We start from the raw sequence: 20789 nt of genomic DNA on the forward strand, positions 1-20789 counted from the left end.
GAATTGAAAATCCCAAGTTTTGATTGAGAAAAATCCACAAAGGGGGGAACTTTTTACTCAGGATGCTTTTTTCCGTTTCATGTCAAGACTTGCCTTGAGCTGCTCCATCAAATCCTGTGATTTACTGTGAACAACCTTAAACTTCGGAGCAGTTTTCTTAACTCCTTTTGCTTTCTTTTCAATGATCTTCATCAGTTCATCCACGTAGGTATCCTTATATTGGTCGATATCAAATTCCCCCGTCGTCTGATTGATGAGTGTAACGGCCATTTCAAGCTCTTTGCCTTTGATATCCGATTTTTCAGGCAGATCAAGTTCATCGGGCTTTCTTATTTCCTGGGCAAAGTGTAGTCGGTGAAGCAATATCATCTTATCGGTAGGACGCAGTACTGCCAGGTTTTCCTTGTTGCGCATAACAAATGTCGCCACACCTACCTTTCCTGTTTTCAACAGGGCCTCTTTAAGCAATAAATAAGCCTTCTTCCCGCTTTTGTCGGGTTCAAGGTAATACGCGTTCTCATAAAAGATCTGGTCAATTTCCTGTATTTTCACAAAGTCGGAAATTTCAATCAGCTTTGTCTTTTTGGCATTTGCCGCTTCAAAATCTTCGTCTTCAAGCACCACATAGTGATCTTCCCACTTGTATCCCTTTACAATGTTTTCCCATTTTACTTCTTTGCCTGTGTTTTCATTTACACGCAAGTATTTTATATGCGCATGATCCGCTTTGTCAAGCATATCAAGCTCGAGTTTTTTTGATTCTATTGCAGTGTAAATTTTGACCGGAATATTCACCAGTCCGAATCCGATTGAACCGGTCCAAATGGGTCTCATAACTTATTGCGTTGAACTCAATATTTCCATTAACACCCTTTCATCGGTAGTAAGGCCTGTTTCATCACTATCAGGATTCACCGGAGCGGTGTTATTAAAACACCCGGCAAGCCGGTTTGTTTCATAAAGCTCTATCAATAAAGGATGAACATAATACTTTTTACATACGGTCCTTGTATTGCCAAGATGCAATGAAACCTTATCAAGAGCAGCTACAATATTCTTTTTGATTTGTGTTTTGGACGTCGCTTCCTCATATCCGCGGAATGCCGTAAGCGCCTGCACTGTTCCCGACCATGTGCGGAAATCCTTTGTTGTGAATTCTCCCTCACTTATGTCGCGAATATAATCGTTCACCATACCGGAGTCAATCTTCCTGATTTCATTATTTTGATCGATATATTCGAATAATTCCTTTCCGGGAAGATCTTTGCACGCTTTGATAATCCTTGCCAGCTTCCTGCTTCTGATGCTTATATTGTGACTTACGCCTTTCTTTCCCTTAAATGAGAATCTGAGTTCCGTGCCGTTTATCCGGGCGTGTTTATTTTTGAGTGTAGTAAGTCCATAAGAACCATAAAGTTTTTCATACGAATCATTACCAACCCTGATGGGCGTGATTTCCATTAGGCTTACAATTGTTGCCAGTATTTTTTCAGGAGGAAAACCGGGAAGAGAAAGATCTTTCTTAAGCCGTTTCCTGATCCCGGGCAACGCTTTCCCGAAATCAATCATCCTGTAATATTTCGTCTGGTTTCTTACCATGTTCCAGGCCTGGTGATACTTGTACTGTTTCCTGTTTTTTGAATCGATGCCTGTAGCCTGTAAATGCCCGTTTTCATACGGACAGATCCATACACTGGTCCAGGCCGGCGGCAATACCAGTTTTCTTATCCTGGCAAGAATTTCTTCATCGGTTACCTGTTCACCTTTGTAAAAGTAAACAAACTGGTCGCCTGTTCTTTCGCGGCTGATTCCGGGCTGTTTGTCGCTCACATAGCGTAAATGCACAGCCCTGGCACTTTTTGCAGGATCATTGATGATTTCCTTAATTTTCTTTAGAGGAAGCTGTTTAGTTTCGGGTATTACGGTTAACATATTGCGGGTTTTATAACTGGAGTCCGAATGGTTCTTTTTCAAGGAGCGGCATCCATTGTTCTATTATTTTTTTATACTGCTTTCCTACAGGCCTGATTTGACGGTTTATATCAAACAGACCCAGCGGATTCACTTTGTTCTTATCCTCCCTGAGTGCGGTGTCCCAGTCAACCTGGTCAATCAGGCTGTACCAGGTAAACCCCAGGAGCGGTACACCGTCCTGCCTGAGCTGGTATGCATTGGTCCACTGTTTTTTCAACCATTCAACCGACAAGGGATCGAGCAGGTTAGTTTCGGTATGCATTACCGGAAGGTTATATCTTCTGAAATACTGGTGAGTTATCACATGATAGCCGAAAATCTCACCTGAAGCTATGGTTGATCCGTCCTCTCTGACAAGATGTTCGTTAGTTATATAATAATCATTTCCCATAATGCACCGCACCTTGCTGGCATTATCCATGAACCACTGGTATTCACTTTTTGTCATGCCGTTTTCAAGGAGGTATTCATACATCGGCACACTTATGGGAGACCCGTAAACCAGGTCGAGTGAAAGAAAGCGCTTTTCATTCAGAAGTTTGGCCAGGTCCCTGCATGACGGATCTTCAGGATGAAAATATTCCGCCGATTCGCTCTGGATAAAAACAGCATCTGGCCTCAATTTCAATATAGCCTGTGTGGCCAGTATATTCGCTTTGCACAAATGTTTCAGCGCGGTTACAAAATGCCTGTCATCGGCAAGGCGTTCATTCCACCAGCCATACTGTGCCGAAAACATGGCAGCAATAAATATCTCGTTGATGGGTGTATAGAACCGGCACCACGAATAGCGTTTTGCAAATTCAATGGCATATTCCATAAAGTGTACAGGGAAATCAGGATTCTGAAAATTTCCAAGCCAGTCGGGTACACCAAAGTGACAGAGATCGACAATAGGTGTGATTTCCATTTCTTTAAGCGCATTGAACGTTTCATCGGTAAACGACCAGTCATATTGTCCTTGAGCCGGATTTACCGAGAAATAGGGAGGACCATATCTCAGGAAATTAATCCCCATGCTTTTTGTCAATTCAAAATCGGTTTTCCACAACTTGTAATGATTCGACTTCTCCATTTCATCCACCCTCTTCCTGGTTCCATCAGGCAACTGTATGGTCGGATAACTGTTTTCAATGCCGGTGGCAAACATGAATTTCCTGGGCATATTCAGCACATTTTAATGGTTATTTTCAGATAATGTCATCAGGGTATAACCATCAACTCATTAAGATAGTTCTCCAGGGCCACAGATAATGGCGAAAGCGATATGCCTTTTGAGTTGGAAAGCACCGAATAGTGCGGCCTTTCTGCGGCATATCCGAATCTGCGTGTAGGTATTCCCACCAGATTTCGGTCGTTTTTACCTGCCATTTCAAAGGCCATCTTCACAAACTGGTAAAAAGAAATTTCTTCTTCGTTTGACAGGTGCCAGATTCCGGATTCGCCGTCGATCATCAGATCAAGCGCAGTATTGACAAGATCGGCCACGTAAGTGGGTGAAAAGATGATGTCGCTTGGAAAATAGATTTCCTGCGATTTTTCTGAACCGGATCGGATGAGTTTCATCAGCATGTCATCCGCATACCATGGATTGTAAAATGCGCTGCTCCTGATAATGAGAGCATCCGGATTCACCATCATAATAATCTCCTCCGCCTTTCTTTTTGATTGGCCGAAAATATTCAGCGGTGCCGGCTTGTCGGTTTCGAGGTACGGATTTCTTTTTTTCCCGTTGAATACCTGGTCTGACGAAAAGGTCAGCAGTTTTATGCCCAAACTATGACAAATATTAGCCAGCATGGCCGGTCCGAGTGTATTTATCTTATAGCAGGTCATCGGGTCCTTTTCGGCTTCATCAATCTTTGAAAACCCGATGGTGTTAATCACAGCCCAGGGTTTAAAATGTTCTATTATTTTTTCAATCGACTGTTGTGAGGTTATTTCAAATTCAGGACGATGGACCATACGATGCACAAGTCCCCTTGTGTGACATATCCTGGTGAACGCATTGCCCAGAGAGCCGGTTGAGCCAAGAATGAGCAGGGGAGCCATCTGATCGTTTCCCACAGGCTTAAAAGATCTTTCGCGAACTCCGTAAACTTTTCTTATGTCTCTTCGCCACCATCCGGGCACCTGCATAAGTCGTCCGGCAAAACTCCTGTTGAAGTTCAGTGATTTTACCATACCGGCAAGGGCTGTTGCACGGGGTTCTCCCGATCTCACATCGTAGATTCCCGATTCATACTGCCTGTTTGTGTTTTGCAAAAGGGTATTCCAATCAAAACTTCCAAGAAATGACCATGTTGTAATAGCCCTGAAATCGATTTTTTCCTGTTTGAGTGTAAGGGCAATGCCATAGATCTCATGCAACCACCTCATCTGTTCTTCGCGGGTACAAGCCAGGTGTACTTCGGTCAACGCAAGGGGCAGTTTATACCGTTCCCACGCCTCCCTGAGTAAACCGGCAGGGTCAATCTGAACATCAGGCACCCTCACTGCTTCCACATCGGCATATGCATGCCTGCCGTTTCCGCCATGCAAAACTTCAGGAAAATTCTCAAGCCTGTGATCCAGGAACCGCTCACTGCTCAGGTAATAATTGAAACCACAAACGGCAGGTTCAACCGCGTTTTCTATGAAAAATTCAAGGTCCTGTTCTGCAATACCGCATCCGGTAACAAAACGCCACAAAGGATGATCACGATTAAAACGGCCTGTAAGCATGTCATAGGTGAGCCACCTTCTTTCATTTTCAAAATCGGCCTGATATTTCAGAAGTTCAGTGCTGTGAACTTTACACAAATCCTCTGTCTGGATTAACCGGGCATCGGGATTATTTCGCTGAACAGCCTTCATGGCAAGGACAACACCTTTCAGTTCGTTGACCAGTATTTGCAGAAATGCCGAATCGTTTTTAAGATGCGGGTACCACAGTCCGTAAAGCCCTGAGAAACGCGCAGTTGTCAGGGGTTCATTCACCGGCGTATAAAACCGGATATGCGGGTAACGTGCCGAAATGTCTCCGGCATAGGACGCAAGTAATTCGGGGAAAGCAGGATCCATGAGGTTTGTAAAAAAAGGCCCGCTGCCATGATGAACCAGGCCTGCCACCGGATCAATGTTTAATTGCGATAAACGGTTCAGCCTTTGATCATGCAGCCTGAGAAAGCCTTCCTTATCATTCGCGTATTTTTCCCATAGCAGAGGATAACGTATCGTCCTGATTCCCAAATCGGCAAAAAGCCGGAAATCATCCAAACGTTTCTCATGTCCTGAAAATTCAATCTGATCATGAACCTGATCGTTTATCCGTACAACAGTACATTCCACACCGCCCCAAATTTCGGGGCGATTATTATTTTCCGACGACTCCAAAACGTAATCATTTAGTTAACGAATTCTTATTTTAAGTTCCTGGCTGACTGTGTCATCGACAGGCAGACTGCCTGAAACTAATTTGTGTGATCTGTTATGGAGGGTTTCTTTTCGTTCAAGCGTTTCCTGGATGATCTTCTTCATTCCTGAAAAAGTATTATCCCATGAATTGCCACTCAGGAATTCTCTGACTCTGGAGCGCCAGTTTTTATTGTTTTTTTGAATCATTGCCCTGTTGATTGCCGAAACGAATTCGTCGGCAGTGTCGGCAATATGAACCAATCCGTTTTTTCCGTATGGATTGACTACATCATTGATGGATGTGGAAATTACGGGTTTATAAGCGCAAAGGTATTCGGGCGTTTTGGTCGGACTGATAAACCGGGTGCTTTCATTTTTGGCAAACGGCATGAGGGCAACATCCCAGTATGCCAGGTATGAAGGCAGTTCGGAATATCTTTTTGGTCCGAGATAGTGTATATTCGGATTATCAGGCAAGTCGCGGGGATCAATTTTTACGACCGGTCCGATCATGATGAAATGAAAATCGGGCATTTTTTCGGATAATTCCCTGATAAGTTCAATATCCATTCTTTCATCAATCACTCCATAAAATCCGGCCCTGGGATGAGGAATACCCGCCTGGTCTGCAGGATCGTCGCATTTATTTCCGGTTTCGAAATGCGCCTTATCAATGCTGCTGGGGAAAGGATAAATATTGAAATGTTTCGTTTTTTTATATTCATATAAACTGTGCCCCCCCGTAAAAACCACATCGGCCATGCCCATCAGCATGCTTTCATACTGAAGCATGCGAGGGTGAGCGCCTTTGAAACACGAGAGCTCGTCCATGCAATCATATACTACCATAAGAGGCTTAAGATGCCTGCTGAAAGGCAAAGACATGGGTGTCAGGTACCAGAGCAGGTAATCCTCCACCTGGTTGAGCCGTATGAATGAATCCACGAAATCCTTAAGGATTCCGGAAACCTGTACTTCATTATATCCTGATCTGAGATGCGGAGTAAGAACATATATATTTTTAAATTCCGTGTTCGTTTTAATTTCAAGGAAATTATCCTCATTTGAAAAAACAGGTTCTTCAAAATAAAACACTCTGATATCTTTTGACCACCTTGTAAGTAAATGCTGTGGCCTCTGGAAAACAAAGTCCCAGCGAAGATGAGAGAAGCAGATAAGATCCCGGATTTTATTGGGGACCAGGTTGTTGATCGGATTCAGCACGATTTCACTGCCTTTTTTCTGCAGTGTTCGGCCATTATTGTTTTTGGTATATTTCATAAAACTGTTATTAGTGATTAGTGATTAGTGATTAGTGATTAGTGATTAGTGATTAGTGACTGGTGACTGGTGACTGGTGAACCGAATACCGAATACCGAATACCGAATACCGAATACCGAATACCGAATTCCGATTACCCTTCGACGGTGACACCATCATGCGGCATCCGTCTTAATATATCCGCGGGTTGCTTCGGCTTCAAGCTGATCATACATGTTCAGTGCATAATTAATTGTATCATGCATGTCGAAGTATTTATACTCACCGAGTCTTCCGCTTATAATTACATTTTTTAAACGGCTTGTTTCTTCGCGGTATTTAAGGATCAGATTCTGATTCCTTTCATCATTGATGGGATAGTATGGATTGGTTCCGTCATCAAGTTTTGAATATTCCTTGATGATCAGTGTCTTATCCGTCGGGTAATCGGTCCTTTCGGGATGAAGATGCCTTGGTTCATGAATTCGTGTATAAGGTGTTTCAAGGTCGGCATAATTCATTACCGATGTTCCCTGGTAATCCTCATAGGGCTTCACTTCCCGTTCAAATTTAAGTGTCCTGTATTCCAGCCGTCCGTATTTATAATTAAAGAACTGATCGATCGGACCACTGTAAATGAGTTTAACATCAGGATCAATTGAATCTTTTATTTTAAAATAATCAAGGTTGAGTTTTACTTCAATATTCTTTGATTTTAAGAGTTTTTCAAAAATAGCACCGTAGCCGTTCAGCGGTATGCCCTGCCAACGACTGTAATAATAACTTTCGTTATAGTTCTTTCTGAAAGGAAGTCTTTTCAGAATACTCTCCGGCATATCCTTAGGGTCTTTCTGCCATTGCTTAACCGTATAACCTTTTATGAATGCCTCATACAAAGGTCTACCGATCATGGATACCGCTTTCTCTTCAAAATTCCGCGGCTGGCCGATACGTTCGCGCTTTATTTCCTTAGAAAGAAAGTCGTCCACTTCAAACGGCCGCAAGTTCAACCCGTAGAAACTATTAATCGTTTCAAGGTTAATGGGCATCTGGTAAGTTTTGCCCCTGTAGGTAGTCAGAACCTGGTGATAGTAATTGTTGAATTCTGTAAACTGGTTGATGTATTTCCATACACGTTCATTTGAGGTGTGAAATATATGTGTGCCATAAAGATGATAGTGAATACCGGTTTCCTTGTCCTCGGCTGAATAACAATTTCCGCCTGTGTGATTTCGTTTTTCAATGATCAGCACTTTTTCCTTAAGTCCGTTTGCTATTCTTTCTGCCAGGACTGATCCAAAGAAACCGCTTCCCACAATAACATACTTAACTCCCTTAATATCCATAACTGTTTTATTTATTAACAATCCTGTAACCCTTTTGGTTCAAGGCCTCCAGGCCTTTTTAAACTTCTTAAATCTTAAATCGGTGTTCGGTGTTCGATGTTGATATCAGCATTTAAGTAATAAGGTTTTTAGGCCTAAGAGATTGTGGGACCCATACGACCTATGGGACCCATGGGACCGAAGGCATCCGGCATCACTTCTTCTTCTCTTCCTTCTTCTCTTCCTTCTTCTCCTCTTTCTTCTCTTCCTTCTTCTTGTCGTCTTTGCCGCCGAAGACTTTTTCAAGGAATGTTTTCTTGCCTTCGGCATCCAGGTGGTTTATGTTAATTGAGTTCTCAATAGTTGGACGAAGGGCCTGGACAAATGCATTCCTCAGAACATAATGAATAGCATCGTAAATATTGGCGTCAGCTTTCTTGAATTCACCGTTAACGGGTATTTTGGTAGCCACCTTATCGGTTTTAGGATTTTCAAGTATTTTCATTGAAGTACCCACCAATATCTCCCAAAGCCGCTGGCCGAGGTCCTTATCCTCTTTATCTTTCTTTACTTCAAAATCTTTGATGAAGGGTTTCACATAACCGCCGAACTTTCCTTCCTTTCCGGCAAATTCACCATACAGGTTAAAAGTCCCTTTTTTCACCATAAAGTTGCCGTACTGCCTGAACATCTCATTGAATTTGGTAAGATCCACATTCTTAACTTCGGTTTTCATATCGAATGTTGGTTCTTTCTTCAGGGGATTCAAATCGACATCCAGGTTAAAGTTTCCTTCGTACATATTTGCTCCTGCCCAAACATGTGCCGGTAGTGCTTTATCCTCATTTTCAATATTGCTCAGGTTGGTTGCAGTAACATTGAAATTCTGCATTGAAACTTTGATTTCAGGCTTTTTACTTTCATCAATATAATGCAACTGGCCGTCACGGATCTCGAAGCGGTTTATAGAGAATGGCACCAGTTTATCAAGCAATTCCTTGAAGTCCATTGTATCCTGCTTGATTTCTTTATCTTTCTGTATTTCGTATGTGAAGTTTACGACTGGTTCGGTAACAATAATCTTTGCTGCCAGTTTCCCTTTCATCAGAGAAGGCCAGTCAAGTGTAAGATCCATCCGCGGAACCATAACCACGGGAATTGAATCCTTTTTCCCGTTTTCATCTTTCTTATGCATTACAAAATTATCCACAGCGTATGTGCCGCGGATCACATGGAGTTCAATATCTTTTATATTCCCCGTGTATTCTCTTAAGTCATGAAGCTGCCTGTTAGCGTATTTCAGCACAAAAACAGGTAACAGCATGCCTATAATGACAAACAGGAGAACTACAGACAGCAGAACAATGAGCCATGTTTTGCGCTTTTTCCTCTTTGGCCTGAATGTGCTGTCTTTATGATCATAACGGTTTTCCATCAGAATTTTTCCGGAATGCGCATAAAATCATGCCAATTATGCATTTCAGGCCAAACCAGACCATTCACAAAAAGCTCAGGAAATGAAATGTGTACAGAATACCACAAAAAGAAGAACCGGTGTGGCGTATTTTACACAAACTACGAAGTGGACTTTTCGTAGTTCTTTATCTTATTATATAAGGTTTTGCGATCAATATTCAGAATTTCGGCCGCTTTGCTTTTGTTAAAATTTACTTCTCTCAGAACGTTCATAATGGTTTCAAATTCAGCTTTTGTTGAAACGTCTTTAAGATCTTTTCTCATGGTTGAAATGGGCTGCTGAACGGAGGCTTCCGTTTTATAAAGTCCCGGGTTTGAAATTTCGGCAGGCAATGTCTGAACTGAAATCATATTTGAACTGCACAGGAGTACAGCTCTTCTGACAATGTTTCTGAATTCACGTAGGTTTCCCGGCCATGAATACTGGATAAATCTTTCGATAACTTCAGGTTCAAATCCTTCAACCTGCTTGCCAATCTCCTTGTTACTTTCCTGTAAAAAGAAATCTGCGAAAAGGGGGATGTCCTCCCTGCGGTTTCTGAGTGACGGGATATTTATTGTAAATTCATTAAACCTGTGATACAGGTCTTCCCTGAACTTACCGCTCTGAAATGCCTCCTGCAGGCTATCGTTTGAGGCAACTATAATCCGTATATCCAGATCGTTGGATTTTGTTCCGCCAACCTTTTCGAATTTCCTTTCCTGTATTACACGTAATAAAGCAGCCTGTGTTTCATACGAAAGATTGGTGATTTCATCCAGGAAAATGGTACCTGAATTGGCCATTTCAAAATAACCGTCCTTATCAAACAAGGCCCCTGTAAAAGCACCTTTCACATGTCCGAAAAGCGCACTGCCGGCCAGTTCATTCGTTATGGTGCCACAATCAATGGCGACGAAAGGAAACTTACGGCGTTTGCTTTTTTCATGTATGGTGCGCGCAATAACTTCCTTGCCGGTTCCTGTTTCACCGTAAATGATTACACTGTAATCAGTAGGAGCCACTATTTCAATCTGGTGATAGACCTCACGGATGGAGCGTGATTGCCCAATAATATATTCATTGTTATTGACTGAAATTCTACCTTTTTGAACCGATGAGGGTTTAACGGGTGTTTTAGTGCTTACCGGGTTTTGGGCGTTGATTGCATTCGTAAGAATGCTCAGGACCTCATCGGGAATAAGAGGTTTGGTGATATAATCATATGCACCTGATTTAATAATGTCGACAGCAGTCTTTATCTGGGAATATCCTGTAATGATGATAACAATCGCATCGTTCTTTATCTTCTTAATTTCAAGCAGCACGTCTTTACCGCTTTTGTCGCCAAGCCTGTAATCGCTGATAACAATGTCAAAATTTTTTTCCCTGAACCTGGCTATACCTGAATGGGCCGTAAACGCTGTCTCTGTTTCATAGCCGTTTTTTTCAAGAAATTTACCCAGTAACAAGCAAATATCCCTGTCATCATCAATTATAAGTACTCTCTTCATCCGTGATTATTGTCCGATATCATGGGAACACTGCACAGACGTAATTGTTCGCACATCAGTCCCTAATTACAGCGCCATTTCTTCAATTACAGAATAAATGCTTTCGCTTGTAAAAGGCTTGAAAAGAATGACGGGCAGATTTTCCGCGGTTTCGCAATCTTCATAACTCAGTTCCTGGCCCGTAATAATCACTACTTTAATCTGAGGATAGAACTCTTTCAGGTAATTGACGAACTGAATTCCCAATCCATCGGGAAGATGGTTATCCAGAAAAATAAGAGAAGGTTCCGAAGTTCTTATGGCACTAACTGCTTCCTCCAGTGAGTTGACACAGTCAGCCTCGTAGGATCTGTTTCTGAGTATTCTCAGTAACAGGAAACATATTTCGGCTTCATCATCAACAATCAGTACTTTTTGTCTTTTTTTCACTGCAATTGTAATTACTGTTAACGCAACGCAATAATCAGTCCAAATTTTATTCTGCGTTGTTGAGGGCAATGGTGAACGTAGTGCCTTTTTTAGGTTTACTTTCCACAGAAATAGTGCCTTTATGATTCAGAATAATGTTTTGCGTTAGCGTCAGGCCCAGTCCGTTGCCATTTTCCTTCTGGGTGAAATAAGGTTCAAAAATCCGTGATAGGGCACTTTCGTTCATGCCCATTCCGTTATCTTTAATATACACCATGCATTTCTCATTTCTGCGCATGGTGGTGATTTCAATAATGCCTTTCCCCGGTTCCATGGCCTCAACCGCATTAATGATCAGATTCAGAACGGCGGTGATGAGCTTGTCTTTATCTGCTTCTATAGTGCATTGATTGGGCGACAGGTTCTTCTCAACGGTAATTCCGTTCAGTTCAATACGGTCTTTTGCCAACTCAAGTGCTTCATCAACCACTGTATTTAATGATAGCGGTTCCAGGTTAAGATGTGAAAATTTAGTCGATTGCAGAAGTGACACAATCAGGTCGTTTATTCGTTTTACGCTCCTCATGATAATGTTAATGAGCGTGGTTTCATCTGAAGACCGCGAGCTTGATTGCAACTGGTCTGCTGCCAGTGAAATACTGGTGAGCGGGTTTCTTACTTCATGCGCTATAGCCCTGGCGATCCGGCCGCTGGCTGTAAATTTTTCCATGCTGCGCAGATTCTTCAAATCCTCGTTGGCTTCTTTGAGCTGCTCAATTCCTTCTTCGAGCTGAACTCTGTATTGCATCTTTGACCTGCTGACATTATTGAATACCAATACGGAATAAATGATGAGCAACAAGGCTACCATGAAGGTGATAAGTTGGATAACTTTCAGGGTTTTGGTCATCGATTCAAACTCAACAGTGCGTTTGGCCAGCCTTTCACTTTCATAGGTCTGCATCCTGAATATCATGTTCCTGATGATTTCCATGATATTGGTCCCCCGGATTACCCGGTTATAAAGCACATTGTGTTCAGGAATAATACCTGACCGGATATCTTCAATTGTAAAATTAAGGAGCTTCGTTTTTTCACTCACAAGGAATTTAATGCTGTCCAGTTTGGCCAGTTGTATCCTGTCATTTTGTATCAGGGAAGCTACCTGGTCGAATGATGAACCGATGCAGTTCAGATGGAAATTGTAGGCATCCAGCAGGGTGGTATCTTCCATAATAGCGATACCTCTGAAAGTGCCTTCGGAATCCTTAATACATGAAAGTAAAATATCGAGGTTGTTGATGATTTCATTGGTGTGATTTACCATGCGCGCCCTTTTGTCCATCTGGTGCATGGTAAGAAAAACAAGGAAATACGATACCATAAGAAGTCCGAAAGCACCGATATATCCGTTCCGGACCTTTTTTTCCTTATAGAAGAATCGCATTGCAAATTTATTTACGATTTACGATTGACGATTCGGTTTTTAATCGTCAATCGTAAATCTGAAATCGTAAATTAAAACAGTTGTGGTATAAACGTTTTGCTACCGGTGAGCTGCATAATTGCATTATAGTAACGGTATTCAATCAGGTCCCAGTTAATTATCTTAAGAAACGATTCGATATAAGCCCTTATGTTATGGTCATAATCCAACATATAGGCATGTTCCCACAAATCACAAACAAATAACGGGAACATGCCGGTAAGAAGGGGATGGTTGGTTTTGGTTTCCTTTATAATTTCAACAGCACCATGATGATTGACAACAAGCCAGATCCAGCCATGCCTGTTTGAAATCAGGGAGTATTTTATAAAAGCATCTTTAAAATACCTGAATGATCCGAAACTGCCGTTCAGTGCTGCTAAAAGCTGCCCCGGATGCAGCATGTTGGGCCCTTTTTTAAGCGAACTAAAGTAGAACTGGTGATTCCACGCCTGCACGGCATTATACTGTATAAGCCCTGAACTGTATTTTATGAGATCTCCCGGGCCGGATGCACCATCTTCTCCGTTGACCTGCAGGTTTTTTAAATAAGCCCTGTAGAATCCCGAATAATGCAAATCAAGGTTCTTTTGCGAGATATAAGGCTCAAGCACGTCAATCCCGTAAGGAAGTTGTACCGGTTTCATGTTCACTGAGATTATACAGATCCGTTTTTATTGATAATCTACGAGTGATTCTATCAGTTTTTTGCGGGTAAAGAATATCCTGCTTTTTACAGTTCCTATTTTAAGATTTAGGTTTTCAGCTATTTCCTGGTATTTATATCCCTCATTGTGCATGGTAAAAGGGATCTTGAACTCATTTTCAAGGTTGTTGATCATTTCAGTAATTTCATTGTAGGAATACTCCGAATCGGGAAGCACGTACCTGGATTCCTTTGTATTATTGAGAAACAGAAGATCTTTGGTATTGTCCACTATCGTATTCACGCGAACTGATTTCCTGTAATTATTAATGAAAATGTTCTTCATAATGGTGAAAACCCACGCTTTCAGGTTGGTATAATCAACAAACTTGTCTTTGTAGGTTAACGCTTTGAGGTACGTTTCCTGGATCAGGTCTTTGGCTTCTTCCTTATCAAAAGTGAGTGAAAATGCGAACCGTTCCATGTGTTCGTTCATTTTTACCAGGCTATCATTAAATTCACGTGATGTCATTGTAAATTAGATTTTCGTTTAACAATAAATATGCGTTATTCAAATCTACCGCAATTAGACGGGCTTCGGCTTAAGACCCAATTAAGGTTAGATTAAGAACACATTAAGAATCAGGTGAAAATTCCGTAGGGGTTTTTTCAATTTTCATGCGGATTCATAAAATATGAGTATCTTGCGTTATTAAAATCCGGAAGGATGAGGATCTTACTTGTTGAAGACGACCCTAAGATTTCAACGTTTATTAAAATAGGTCTGGAGAGCAATAATTACATCGTAGATACGGCATATGACGGACCCATGGGCGAACGCCTGGCACTTTCAAAAAGCTACGAGGTAATCATTCTGGATATTGTCATTCCCGGCATTTCAGGCTTCCAGCTCTGTAAAAATATACGTCAGAATAATATCTATACGCCTGTAATCATGCTTACATCGCTTGATTCGGTGGAGGATAAGCTTACGGGTTTCGAGTGCGGAGCTGACGATTACCTGCTGAAACCCTTCAGTTTCCGTGAACTGATGGCGCGCATCAAAGCGCTCAGCCGCCGTAACCGGGAGACATTTGTGAGTCCCGTTATCAAAGTGCTCGATCTTGAACTCGACTCAGTTGCCAGGAAAGTAAAACGTAACGATCGGGAGATAAAACTCACACCCACGGAATACAAGATTCTTGAACTCCTTATGAATAATAAGGGAAAGGTTTTCGACCGTATTGACATTGCCGAGAAAATCTGGGGCGTTTCATTCAACAGCGGAACCAATGTGATTGATGTTCACATTAATTCGCTCAGAAAAAAAATTGATAAAGATTTTTCCCAAAAACTGATACAAACTAAGATAGGTTTCGGATATGTACTATCAGAAGAACCCCAGTCATAGGCCGGTCCGCTTCTCATGGTATACACTGGGCCTGCCCAGGACGCTTTACATTACTGTCTGGATATCGTTTTTTATTGTGCTCTTGTTCAGCGGTCTTGATCTATTCAAATCGCTGAGTTTAAGCCGCTTCTTTGATGCTCCCCCGATGCACCGTCTTACATCGGTATGCTTTTTACTGGCGTTAACCTCTGTTATATTTTACAGAATTACAGCCAATAAAGCCGGCAAAATCATTTCGGTATCACTGCCAATAGTTTTGTCACTGCTGGCATTGATAACGCTTTATGCTGAAGCCCGGTTACTTTTTAACGCAGACGAACCTTCATTTACATCACTGCCCGGATTCACCTTGTTTTTTGCTGTTGGAAACCGAATGGCCCTTGTGACAGCCATAGCTTTCTTTATAACAGGAATCGTACTGTTTTTTCTTAATACAGGCCGGTCAGGGGTAGCCCATCTCCTGAATATAGTGGTTTCACTGATCGGATACTATTTCATCATTGGCTTTTTGCTTAAGGTTAATCCTTCTTTTTTTGATATACTGCCGGTTTCCGTAGATACCAGCATATCTCTCGTATCGCTCTGCATCCTCATTTTCACCATTGAACCACGAAGCTGGCTCATCAGGGTTTTCGTCAACGGCTATTCAGGAGGTGTAATTGCCAGGCAACTTCTGATACCACTACTTATTCTTCCGATGATCATTGGATGGCTTACTATTCTTGGCGAGCGCGGCGGATGGTTTACAGATGAGGTTGGTGTTGTGATCGTTGCGCTTACCTATACAAGCTGTTTCCTGATTCTTATATGGCTTGCGCTCCGTTCAATAAATTCATTGGATCATAAGCGAATGCAATCCGAAAAATCAGCAATCCGGTCAAACGAGCGGCTGGCGCTGCTTTCGGATGTGGCCAGCCGGTTACTGGCCGCTGAAAATCCGCAGCAAGTAGTCAATGACCTTTGTACCAATGTAATGCAGTTCATTGATTGCCATGTCTTTTTCAATTACCTGGCACAAAAAGGTTCTGATCGTCTTCATTTGAACGCGTTTTCAGGAGTTGATCAAAGTATTGCCAGTTCTATTGAATGGCTTCAATATGGAAGTGCCATTTGTGGTTGTGTGGCAGCCACGGGAAACCCGATTGTGTCCAAATCGGTTCAGCAAAACGGAGATGAACGCGCCAACCTGGTGCGGAGTTTTGGCATCAGGGCCTATGCCTGCCATCCGCTGAAATCGCATGACCGGGTTATCGGGACACTGTCATTCGGAACCCGGAGCAGGGATTCATTTTCGGAGGATGATCTTTCCCTGATGCGAATTGTAACCGACCAGGTAGCTATTGCCATGGGCAGGATCATCAACGAACAGGATTTGCGCGAAAGCGAAGACCGTTTCAGAACCATAGCCGAATCGTTACCTGTGTTGATATCGATTACCCGGATTAGCGATTCCACCATTCGTTTTGCCAATGATGCCTATACCAGTGCGTACGGTTATTCTAAGAAAGATATGATCGGCAAAAAGGCCATTGATATGTATTTCTATCCTGATGAAAGAAATGAAGTTGTGGCCCTTCTTGCCAAACAAGGGTTTATTGAAAATATCGAGCTTAAAGTAAAAAGGAAAGATGACACCGCTTTCTGGGTCATGACTTCCGTAAAAAAAATCACGTTTGAAGGTGAACCCTCCTACCTGAGTGCAACCATTAACATTGACGAAAGAAAAAAGCAGCAGCAGGAACTCGTTCGGCTGAACCGTACATTGAATGCGCTTGGAAAAAGCAGCCAGCTGATTGTGCATAGCAATACTGAAAATGACCTGCTCAGGGATGTATGCAGGATCATTACCGAAGACTGCGGTTACATGCTTGTCTGGATCGGGTATATGAGGGATGATGAGGCTAAGAGTGTAGAGCCCGTTGCTTTCCATGGGCTTGACAAGAACTATATCGAACAGATGCATATTACCTGGGCAGATACGGAAAGGGGCAGGGGACCGACAGGAACCGCTATCCGTACGGGCAAGCCTGCCGTATGCCAGAATATGCTCACCGATCCGTTCTTTGCACCCTGGCGTGATGAAGCGGTTAAAAGAGGATATGCCTCTTCGGTTGTACTTCCGTTGATATCTGAAGGCAGACCTTTCGGTGCACTGACTATCTACTCCAGGGAACCCGATTCATTCGGAGACGATGATATCAAAATGCTTTCAAACCTGGCTGACGACCTGGCTAACGGAATCATTCGTTTCCGGTTAATGGAGGCCGAAAGGAAGGCCAATGCCGCCATAAAGGAAAGTGAAGAAAAATTCAGGCTGTTGTTCGAAAGCATGATTGAAGGATTTGCTATCGGTGAAATCCTGGTAGATGGGCACGGTGAACCATACGGATGGAATTTTATATCCGTAAATCCGGCTTTTGAAAAACAAACAGGACTCATCGGAACCGATATCATTGGCAGGAACATATACGAAGTGCTTCCGGATCTTGAAAAATTCTGGCTTGAAAAATATAGCCATGTCGCTCTGGATGGCGTCAGCGAGGATTTTGAGAATTACGCTGCCGCTTTGGATGCATGGTTCAGGGTAAGCGCATTCCGGGTGAGAAAAGGCGTATTCGCCTGCATCTTCGAAAATATTACCCAGAGGGTGATTGCAGAAAAGGAACTGAAAAGTACAAAAGATTACCTGGAGAAACTGATCAATTATGCTAATGCGCCTATTATTGTATGGAATAAAGATACCGAAATACAGGTGTTCAACCATGCCTTCGAGCATTTGACAGGTTACACCGCTGAAGAAGTGCTGGGTAAGAAACTTGATCTGTTGTTTTCACCGGACTCAGCGTCGGAATCAAACCGCAAAATCAAACAGGCACTTACCCAGAATTGGGAGACCATTGAATTGCCCGTTCTTACAAAAGATCACCGCATTAAACAGGTACTCTGGAATTCAGCCAATATTTATGATACCGATAATAAAACCGTGTTGTCAACCATTGCCCAGGGTAATGATGTAACCGACCGTATAACGGCTGAAAAAGAACTGAGGCATGCGATGGACAAGCTTGACCTGGCCCTTGAAAACGCGAATATCGGGATATGGTCATGGCAGATCAATACAAATGAATTCGAATGGGATGACCGCATAGGACAGATGATTTGCGGTGAAAAGGCCGCCGTGAAAGCTACCTATGAGCATTTTGAGAGATACATTTACGAGGAAGATATTTCTCATTTTCAGAAAGCAGTAAAGAAAGCAACTGATGAACATACAACCCTGGATACCATTTTCAGGATCAGGAAAAATGGTGAATACAGCTACTTTGAAGCGAAAGGTCATGTGGATAAGGATGAGCAGGGTAGAGCTTTCAAAATGAGTGGGGTGCTTATTGATATCACCTCAATGCAAAAAACAACGGATAAAACGCTTTTAAACCTGAATGAGGATCTTCTGAGGTCAAATAAAGAGCTTGAGCAGTTTGCTTATGTAGCTTCGCACGACTTACAGGAACCGCTACGCATGGTTTCGAGTTTCACCCAGTTACTTGCCTCACGATATAAAGACAAACTCGACCATGAAGCCATGGAATTCATTGATTTTGCCGTTGACGGGGCACAACGTATGCAACGCCTGATTAATGACCTGTTACAATACTCCCGTGTAAAGACAAGGGCAAAAGAACTTGATTGGGTGAATATGAATACCGTGGTAAGTGAAACCATGAAGCTGTTATCAGTGAAAATTAAAGAGAAAAACGCCCAGATAACGAGTGAACGTCTCCCTGTTGTTTTTGCCGATGAAAACCAGATGATCCAGTTATTTCAGAACCTGGTGGAAAACGGAATGAAATTCGCTGAAAAAAAACCCGAAATAAAAATAGGCTGCTCCGAGGAACAGAACTATTTCGAATTCTCCGTAACCGACAATGGCATTGGTATAGAGCCACAATATTACGATCGGATTTTCCAGATTTTTCAGCGGTTGCACCTGCGCGACCAATACGGCGGCACCGGTATCGGGCTTGCCATATGCCAGCGGATTGTGGAACGGCATGGCGGAAAAATATGGGTGGCATCATCAAACGGACATGGAACAACATTTAAGTTTACAATAAAAAAGAATTAGTATGGAGGACAGTGTACTGAATACAATCGATATCCTGATCGTTGAGGATAATAAAGGCGATGCCAGGCTGATTAAAGAGGTCTTTTTTGAAAACCGGATTTTTAATTCCCTTCATTTTGTGAGTGACGGTATTGAAGCCATGGATTTTCTCAATGCAAGGGGAAATTTTGAAGGCAGGTCGCTGCCTGATCTGATCATTCTCGATCTGAACCTTCCCCGGAAAGACGGAAGGGAAGTACTGGCAGAGATTAAGGCTGACGAAAGGTTGAAGCATATTCCTGTTGTAGTCATGACTATATCACAGGCTGATGAGGATATCCTGAAATCATATAATCTTCACGCCAACTGTTATGTAACCAAACCCATTGACCTTGCCCAGTTTTCAAGGGTGGTAAGATCGATTGAAAATTTCTGGTTTACCATCGTTAAACTTCCGCCTAAAAAGTAACCGGTGGAAGCCCCTCTAAATATATTACTGGTTGAAGACAACAGGGGTGATGTTGCCCTATTCAAAGAGTTACTCAGGGAATCGGATATCAGCTTCAAGCTTACTCATTCTTCATCGGTAAAAGAAACCATAAGTCAGCACAGTAGCTCAATCTTTGACCTTATACTGCTTGATCTCGGGTTACCTGACAGCAACGGGATTGATACACTCAAACGAATAAAGGAGTGTTTCGTAAATACGGCGCTCATCATAATGACAGGCTGGGATGACGGTGAAACAGCACTCCAGGCATTAAGAGAAGGTGCCCAGGATTACCTGATCAAGAACAGGATGAATGCCGACATGGTTTCAAGGAGTATCAAATACAGCATCGAAAGGAAGAAGATCGGCGAGCTTCTGCACAACAGTGAAGACAGGTACCGACAACTGAATGCCGGACTCGAAATAAAGGTAAGAGAAAGAACTACCGAGTTGGAACTGCTGAATCACAAGCTTCAGAAAGAACTTTCGGAACGTATTAAAATCGAAGAGGAGCTACGTAAAAGCGAGACTCAGCTAATTGAGCTGAATGCCACAAAAGACAAGTTTTTTAATATTGTAGCCCATGACCTTAAAAACCCTTTTACAAGCCTACTGGGGTCTACCGAATTGTTATTCCAGAATATTGAGTTGCTGGACCGGGCTGGTATTAAAAAACTGGCAGTGATCCTGAACGACTCGGCAAAGAGCGGGTATGCCATTCTGCAAAACCTGCTCGACTGGTCGAGATCACAAACCGGTTTGCTCAAAATTAACCCGGAAAATCTGAATCTTAAAGCCATCATTGACGAAAATATCCTGAACCTCGAGCTTTTTTCTTCCAATAAAGACATTGATGTGATTTCTGAGGTAAATCCCGATACAGCCATTTATGCTGATAAAAATATGGTGAATACCATTGTCCGGAACCTGATCAGCAATGCACTCAAGTTTTCATACCGGTCGGGCAAAATAAGAATAAGCGCGTTTCCGGATGATGAATTTATGGTAGTTTCCGTCAGGGACAATGGAATAGGTATTCCTGCCGATAAAATTGATAAATTGTTCCGGATTGATACCAAGTTCTCTATGCCTGGAACGGAAAATGAACAGGGAACCGGACTTGGGCTGAAGCTCTGTAAAGAGTTCGTTGAAAAACAGGGCGGTAAGATATGGGTCACCAGCGAGGAAAACAAAGGCAGCGATTTCAGGTTTACATTGGCTAAAACATGAACTGATGCCTTATTACCTCCTGTATGTATTAACTTTCCTTTTGGTATATTCATATACATTGTTTTTTCCTACCCTTAGCACATACCT

Annotated in this window: 16 protein-coding genes; 4 read left to right on the top strand and 12 right to left on the bottom strand. The window is 42.5% G+C overall.

Annotated elements, in window-relative coordinates:
* Positions 1-57: 57 nt before the first annotated feature.
* The 12 genes from VK179_09570 to VK179_09625 all read right to left on the bottom strand — a co-directional run bounded on the left by VK179_09570 (position 58) and on the right by VK179_09625 (position 13998).
* The gene (locus VK179_09570; protein HLO58978.1) at positions 58-834 is read right to left on the bottom strand and encodes a Ku protein; all 777 of its coding nucleotides are present in this window, start codon (positions 832-834) and stop codon (positions 58-60) included.
* 3 nt (positions 835-837) lie between these two features.
* Positions 838-1932 (bottom strand): hypothetical protein, encoded by a 1095-nt coding sequence (locus VK179_09575; GenBank protein HLO58979.1) that lies wholly within the window; start codon positions 1930-1932, stop codon positions 838-840.
* A 10-nt stretch (positions 1933-1942) separates the two neighbouring features.
* Entirely contained in the window at positions 1943-3139 is a 1197-nt protein-coding gene (locus VK179_09580) for a family 1 glycosylhydrolase (protein ID HLO58980.1), read from the bottom strand.
* Positions 3140-3177: 38 nt separating this feature from the next.
* Complete coding sequence (locus VK179_09585; GenBank protein HLO58981.1) at positions 3178-5349, bottom strand: sugar nucleotide-binding protein; 2172 nt, start codon at positions 5347-5349, stop codon at positions 3178-3180.
* Between the two features lie 15 nt (positions 5350-5364).
* Entirely contained in the window at positions 5365-6651 is a 1287-nt protein-coding gene (locus VK179_09590) for a glycosyltransferase family 1 protein (protein HLO58982.1), read from the bottom strand.
* 156 nt (positions 6652-6807) lie between these two features.
* Positions 6808-7977: a UDP-galactopyranose mutase gene (glf, locus tag VK179_09595; GenBank protein HLO58983.1), complete on the bottom strand. Its 1170-nt coding sequence runs from the start codon at positions 7975-7977 to the stop codon at positions 6808-6810.
* A gap of 193 nt (positions 7978-8170) precedes the next feature.
* Positions 8171-9391 (bottom strand): DUF748 domain-containing protein, encoded by a 1221-nt coding sequence (locus VK179_09600; GenBank protein ID HLO58984.1) that lies wholly within the window; start codon positions 9389-9391, stop codon positions 8171-8173.
* Positions 9392-9531: 140 nt separating this feature from the next.
* A complete protein-coding gene (locus VK179_09605; GenBank protein HLO58985.1) occupies positions 9532-10926 on the bottom strand; it encodes a sigma-54 dependent transcriptional regulator in 1395 nt (464 codons plus the stop codon).
* Between the two features lie 66 nt (positions 10927-10992).
* Complete coding sequence (locus tag VK179_09610) at positions 10993-11355, bottom strand: response regulator (protein HLO58986.1); 363 nt, start codon at positions 11353-11355, stop codon at positions 10993-10995.
* A 46-nt stretch (positions 11356-11401) separates the two neighbouring features.
* Positions 11402-12781 (bottom strand): ATP-binding protein, encoded by a 1380-nt coding sequence (locus VK179_09615; GenBank protein HLO58987.1) that lies wholly within the window; start codon positions 12779-12781, stop codon positions 11402-11404.
* A gap of 71 nt (positions 12782-12852) precedes the next feature.
* Entirely contained in the window at positions 12853-13467 is a 615-nt protein-coding gene (locus VK179_09620; protein HLO58988.1) for a superoxide dismutase, read from the bottom strand.
* 27 nt (positions 13468-13494) lie between these two features.
* Positions 13495-13998 carry an RNA polymerase sigma factor gene (locus VK179_09625; GenBank protein HLO58989.1) on the bottom strand — a complete coding sequence of 168 codons (504 nt, stop codon included), beginning with the start codon at positions 13996-13998 and terminating at the stop codon, positions 13495-13497.
* Between the two features lie 195 nt (positions 13999-14193).
* Here VK179_09625 and VK179_09630 point away from each other — a divergent pair, with 195 nt between their 5' ends.
* From VK179_09630 to VK179_09645, 4 genes are read left to right on the top strand one after another with little or no spacing between them, the layout of a single operon-like run.
* Complete coding sequence (locus VK179_09630; GenBank protein ID HLO58990.1) at positions 14194-14877, top strand: response regulator transcription factor; 684 nt, start codon at positions 14194-14196, stop codon at positions 14875-14877.
* Positions 14849-19003, top strand: coding sequence for a PAS domain S-box protein (locus VK179_09635; GenBank protein HLO58991.1), 4155 nt, complete (start codon positions 14849-14851; stop codon positions 19001-19003). Before VK179_09630 ends, VK179_09635 begins: the two co-directional genes overlap by 29 nt.
* Position 19004: 1 nt before the next feature.
* Entirely contained in the window at positions 19005-19451 is a 447-nt protein-coding gene (locus VK179_09640) for a response regulator (protein HLO58992.1), read from the top strand.
* Between the two features lie 3 nt (positions 19452-19454).
* Positions 19455-20702, top strand: a complete 1248-nt coding sequence (locus VK179_09645; protein HLO58993.1) for a hybrid sensor histidine kinase/response regulator — start codon at positions 19455-19457, stop codon at positions 20700-20702.
* The last annotated feature ends 87 nt before the right edge of the window (positions 20703-20789 follow it).

Source organism: Bacteroidales bacterium, from assembly GCA_035299085.1.
Lineage (GTDB): Bacteria > Bacteroidota > Bacteroidia > Bacteroidales > UBA10428 > UBA5072.

Bases quoted from the DNA above. Each gene is read 5' to 3' on its own strand.
- VK179_09570 (HLO58978.1), bottom strand. From the start codon at position 834: ATGAGACCCATTTGGACCGGTTCAATCGGATTCGGACTGGTGAATATT.
- VK179_09575 (HLO58979.1), bottom strand. From the start codon at position 1,932: ATGTTAACCGTAATACCCGAAACTAAACAGCTTCCTCTAAAGAAAATT.
- VK179_09580 (HLO58980.1), bottom strand. From the start codon at position 3,139: ATGCCCAGGAAATTCATGTTTGCCACCGGCATTGAAAACAGTTATCCG.
- VK179_09590 (HLO58982.1), bottom strand. From the start codon at position 6,651: ATGAAATATACCAAAAACAATAATGGCCGAACACTGCAGAAAAAAGGC.
- glf (HLO58983.1), bottom strand. From the start codon at position 7,977: ATGGATATTAAGGGAGTTAAGTATGTTATTGTGGGAAGCGGTTTCTTT.
- VK179_09600 (HLO58984.1), bottom strand. From the start codon at position 9,391: ATGGAAAACCGTTATGATCATAAAGACAGCACATTCAGGCCAAAGAGG.
- VK179_09605 (HLO58985.1), bottom strand. From the start codon at position 10,926: ATGAAGAGAGTACTTATAATTGATGATGACAGGGATATTTGCTTGTTA.
- VK179_09615 (HLO58987.1), bottom strand. From the start codon at position 12,781: ATGCGATTCTTCTATAAGGAAAAAAAGGTCCGGAACGGATATATCGGT.
- VK179_09620 (HLO58988.1), bottom strand. From the start codon at position 13,467: ATGAAACCGGTACAACTTCCTTACGGGATTGACGTGCTTGAGCCTTAT.
- VK179_09625 (HLO58989.1), bottom strand. From the start codon at position 13,998: ATGACATCACGTGAATTTAATGATAGCCTGGTAAAAATGAACGAACAC.
- VK179_09630 (HLO58990.1), top strand. From the start codon at position 14,194: ATGAGGATCTTACTTGTTGAAGACGACCCTAAGATTTCAACGTTTATT.
- VK179_09635 (HLO58991.1), top strand. From the start codon at position 14,849: ATGTACTATCAGAAGAACCCCAGTCATAGGCCGGTCCGCTTCTCATGG.
- VK179_09640 (HLO58992.1), top strand. From the start codon at position 19,005: ATGGAGGACAGTGTACTGAATACAATCGATATCCTGATCGTTGAGGAT.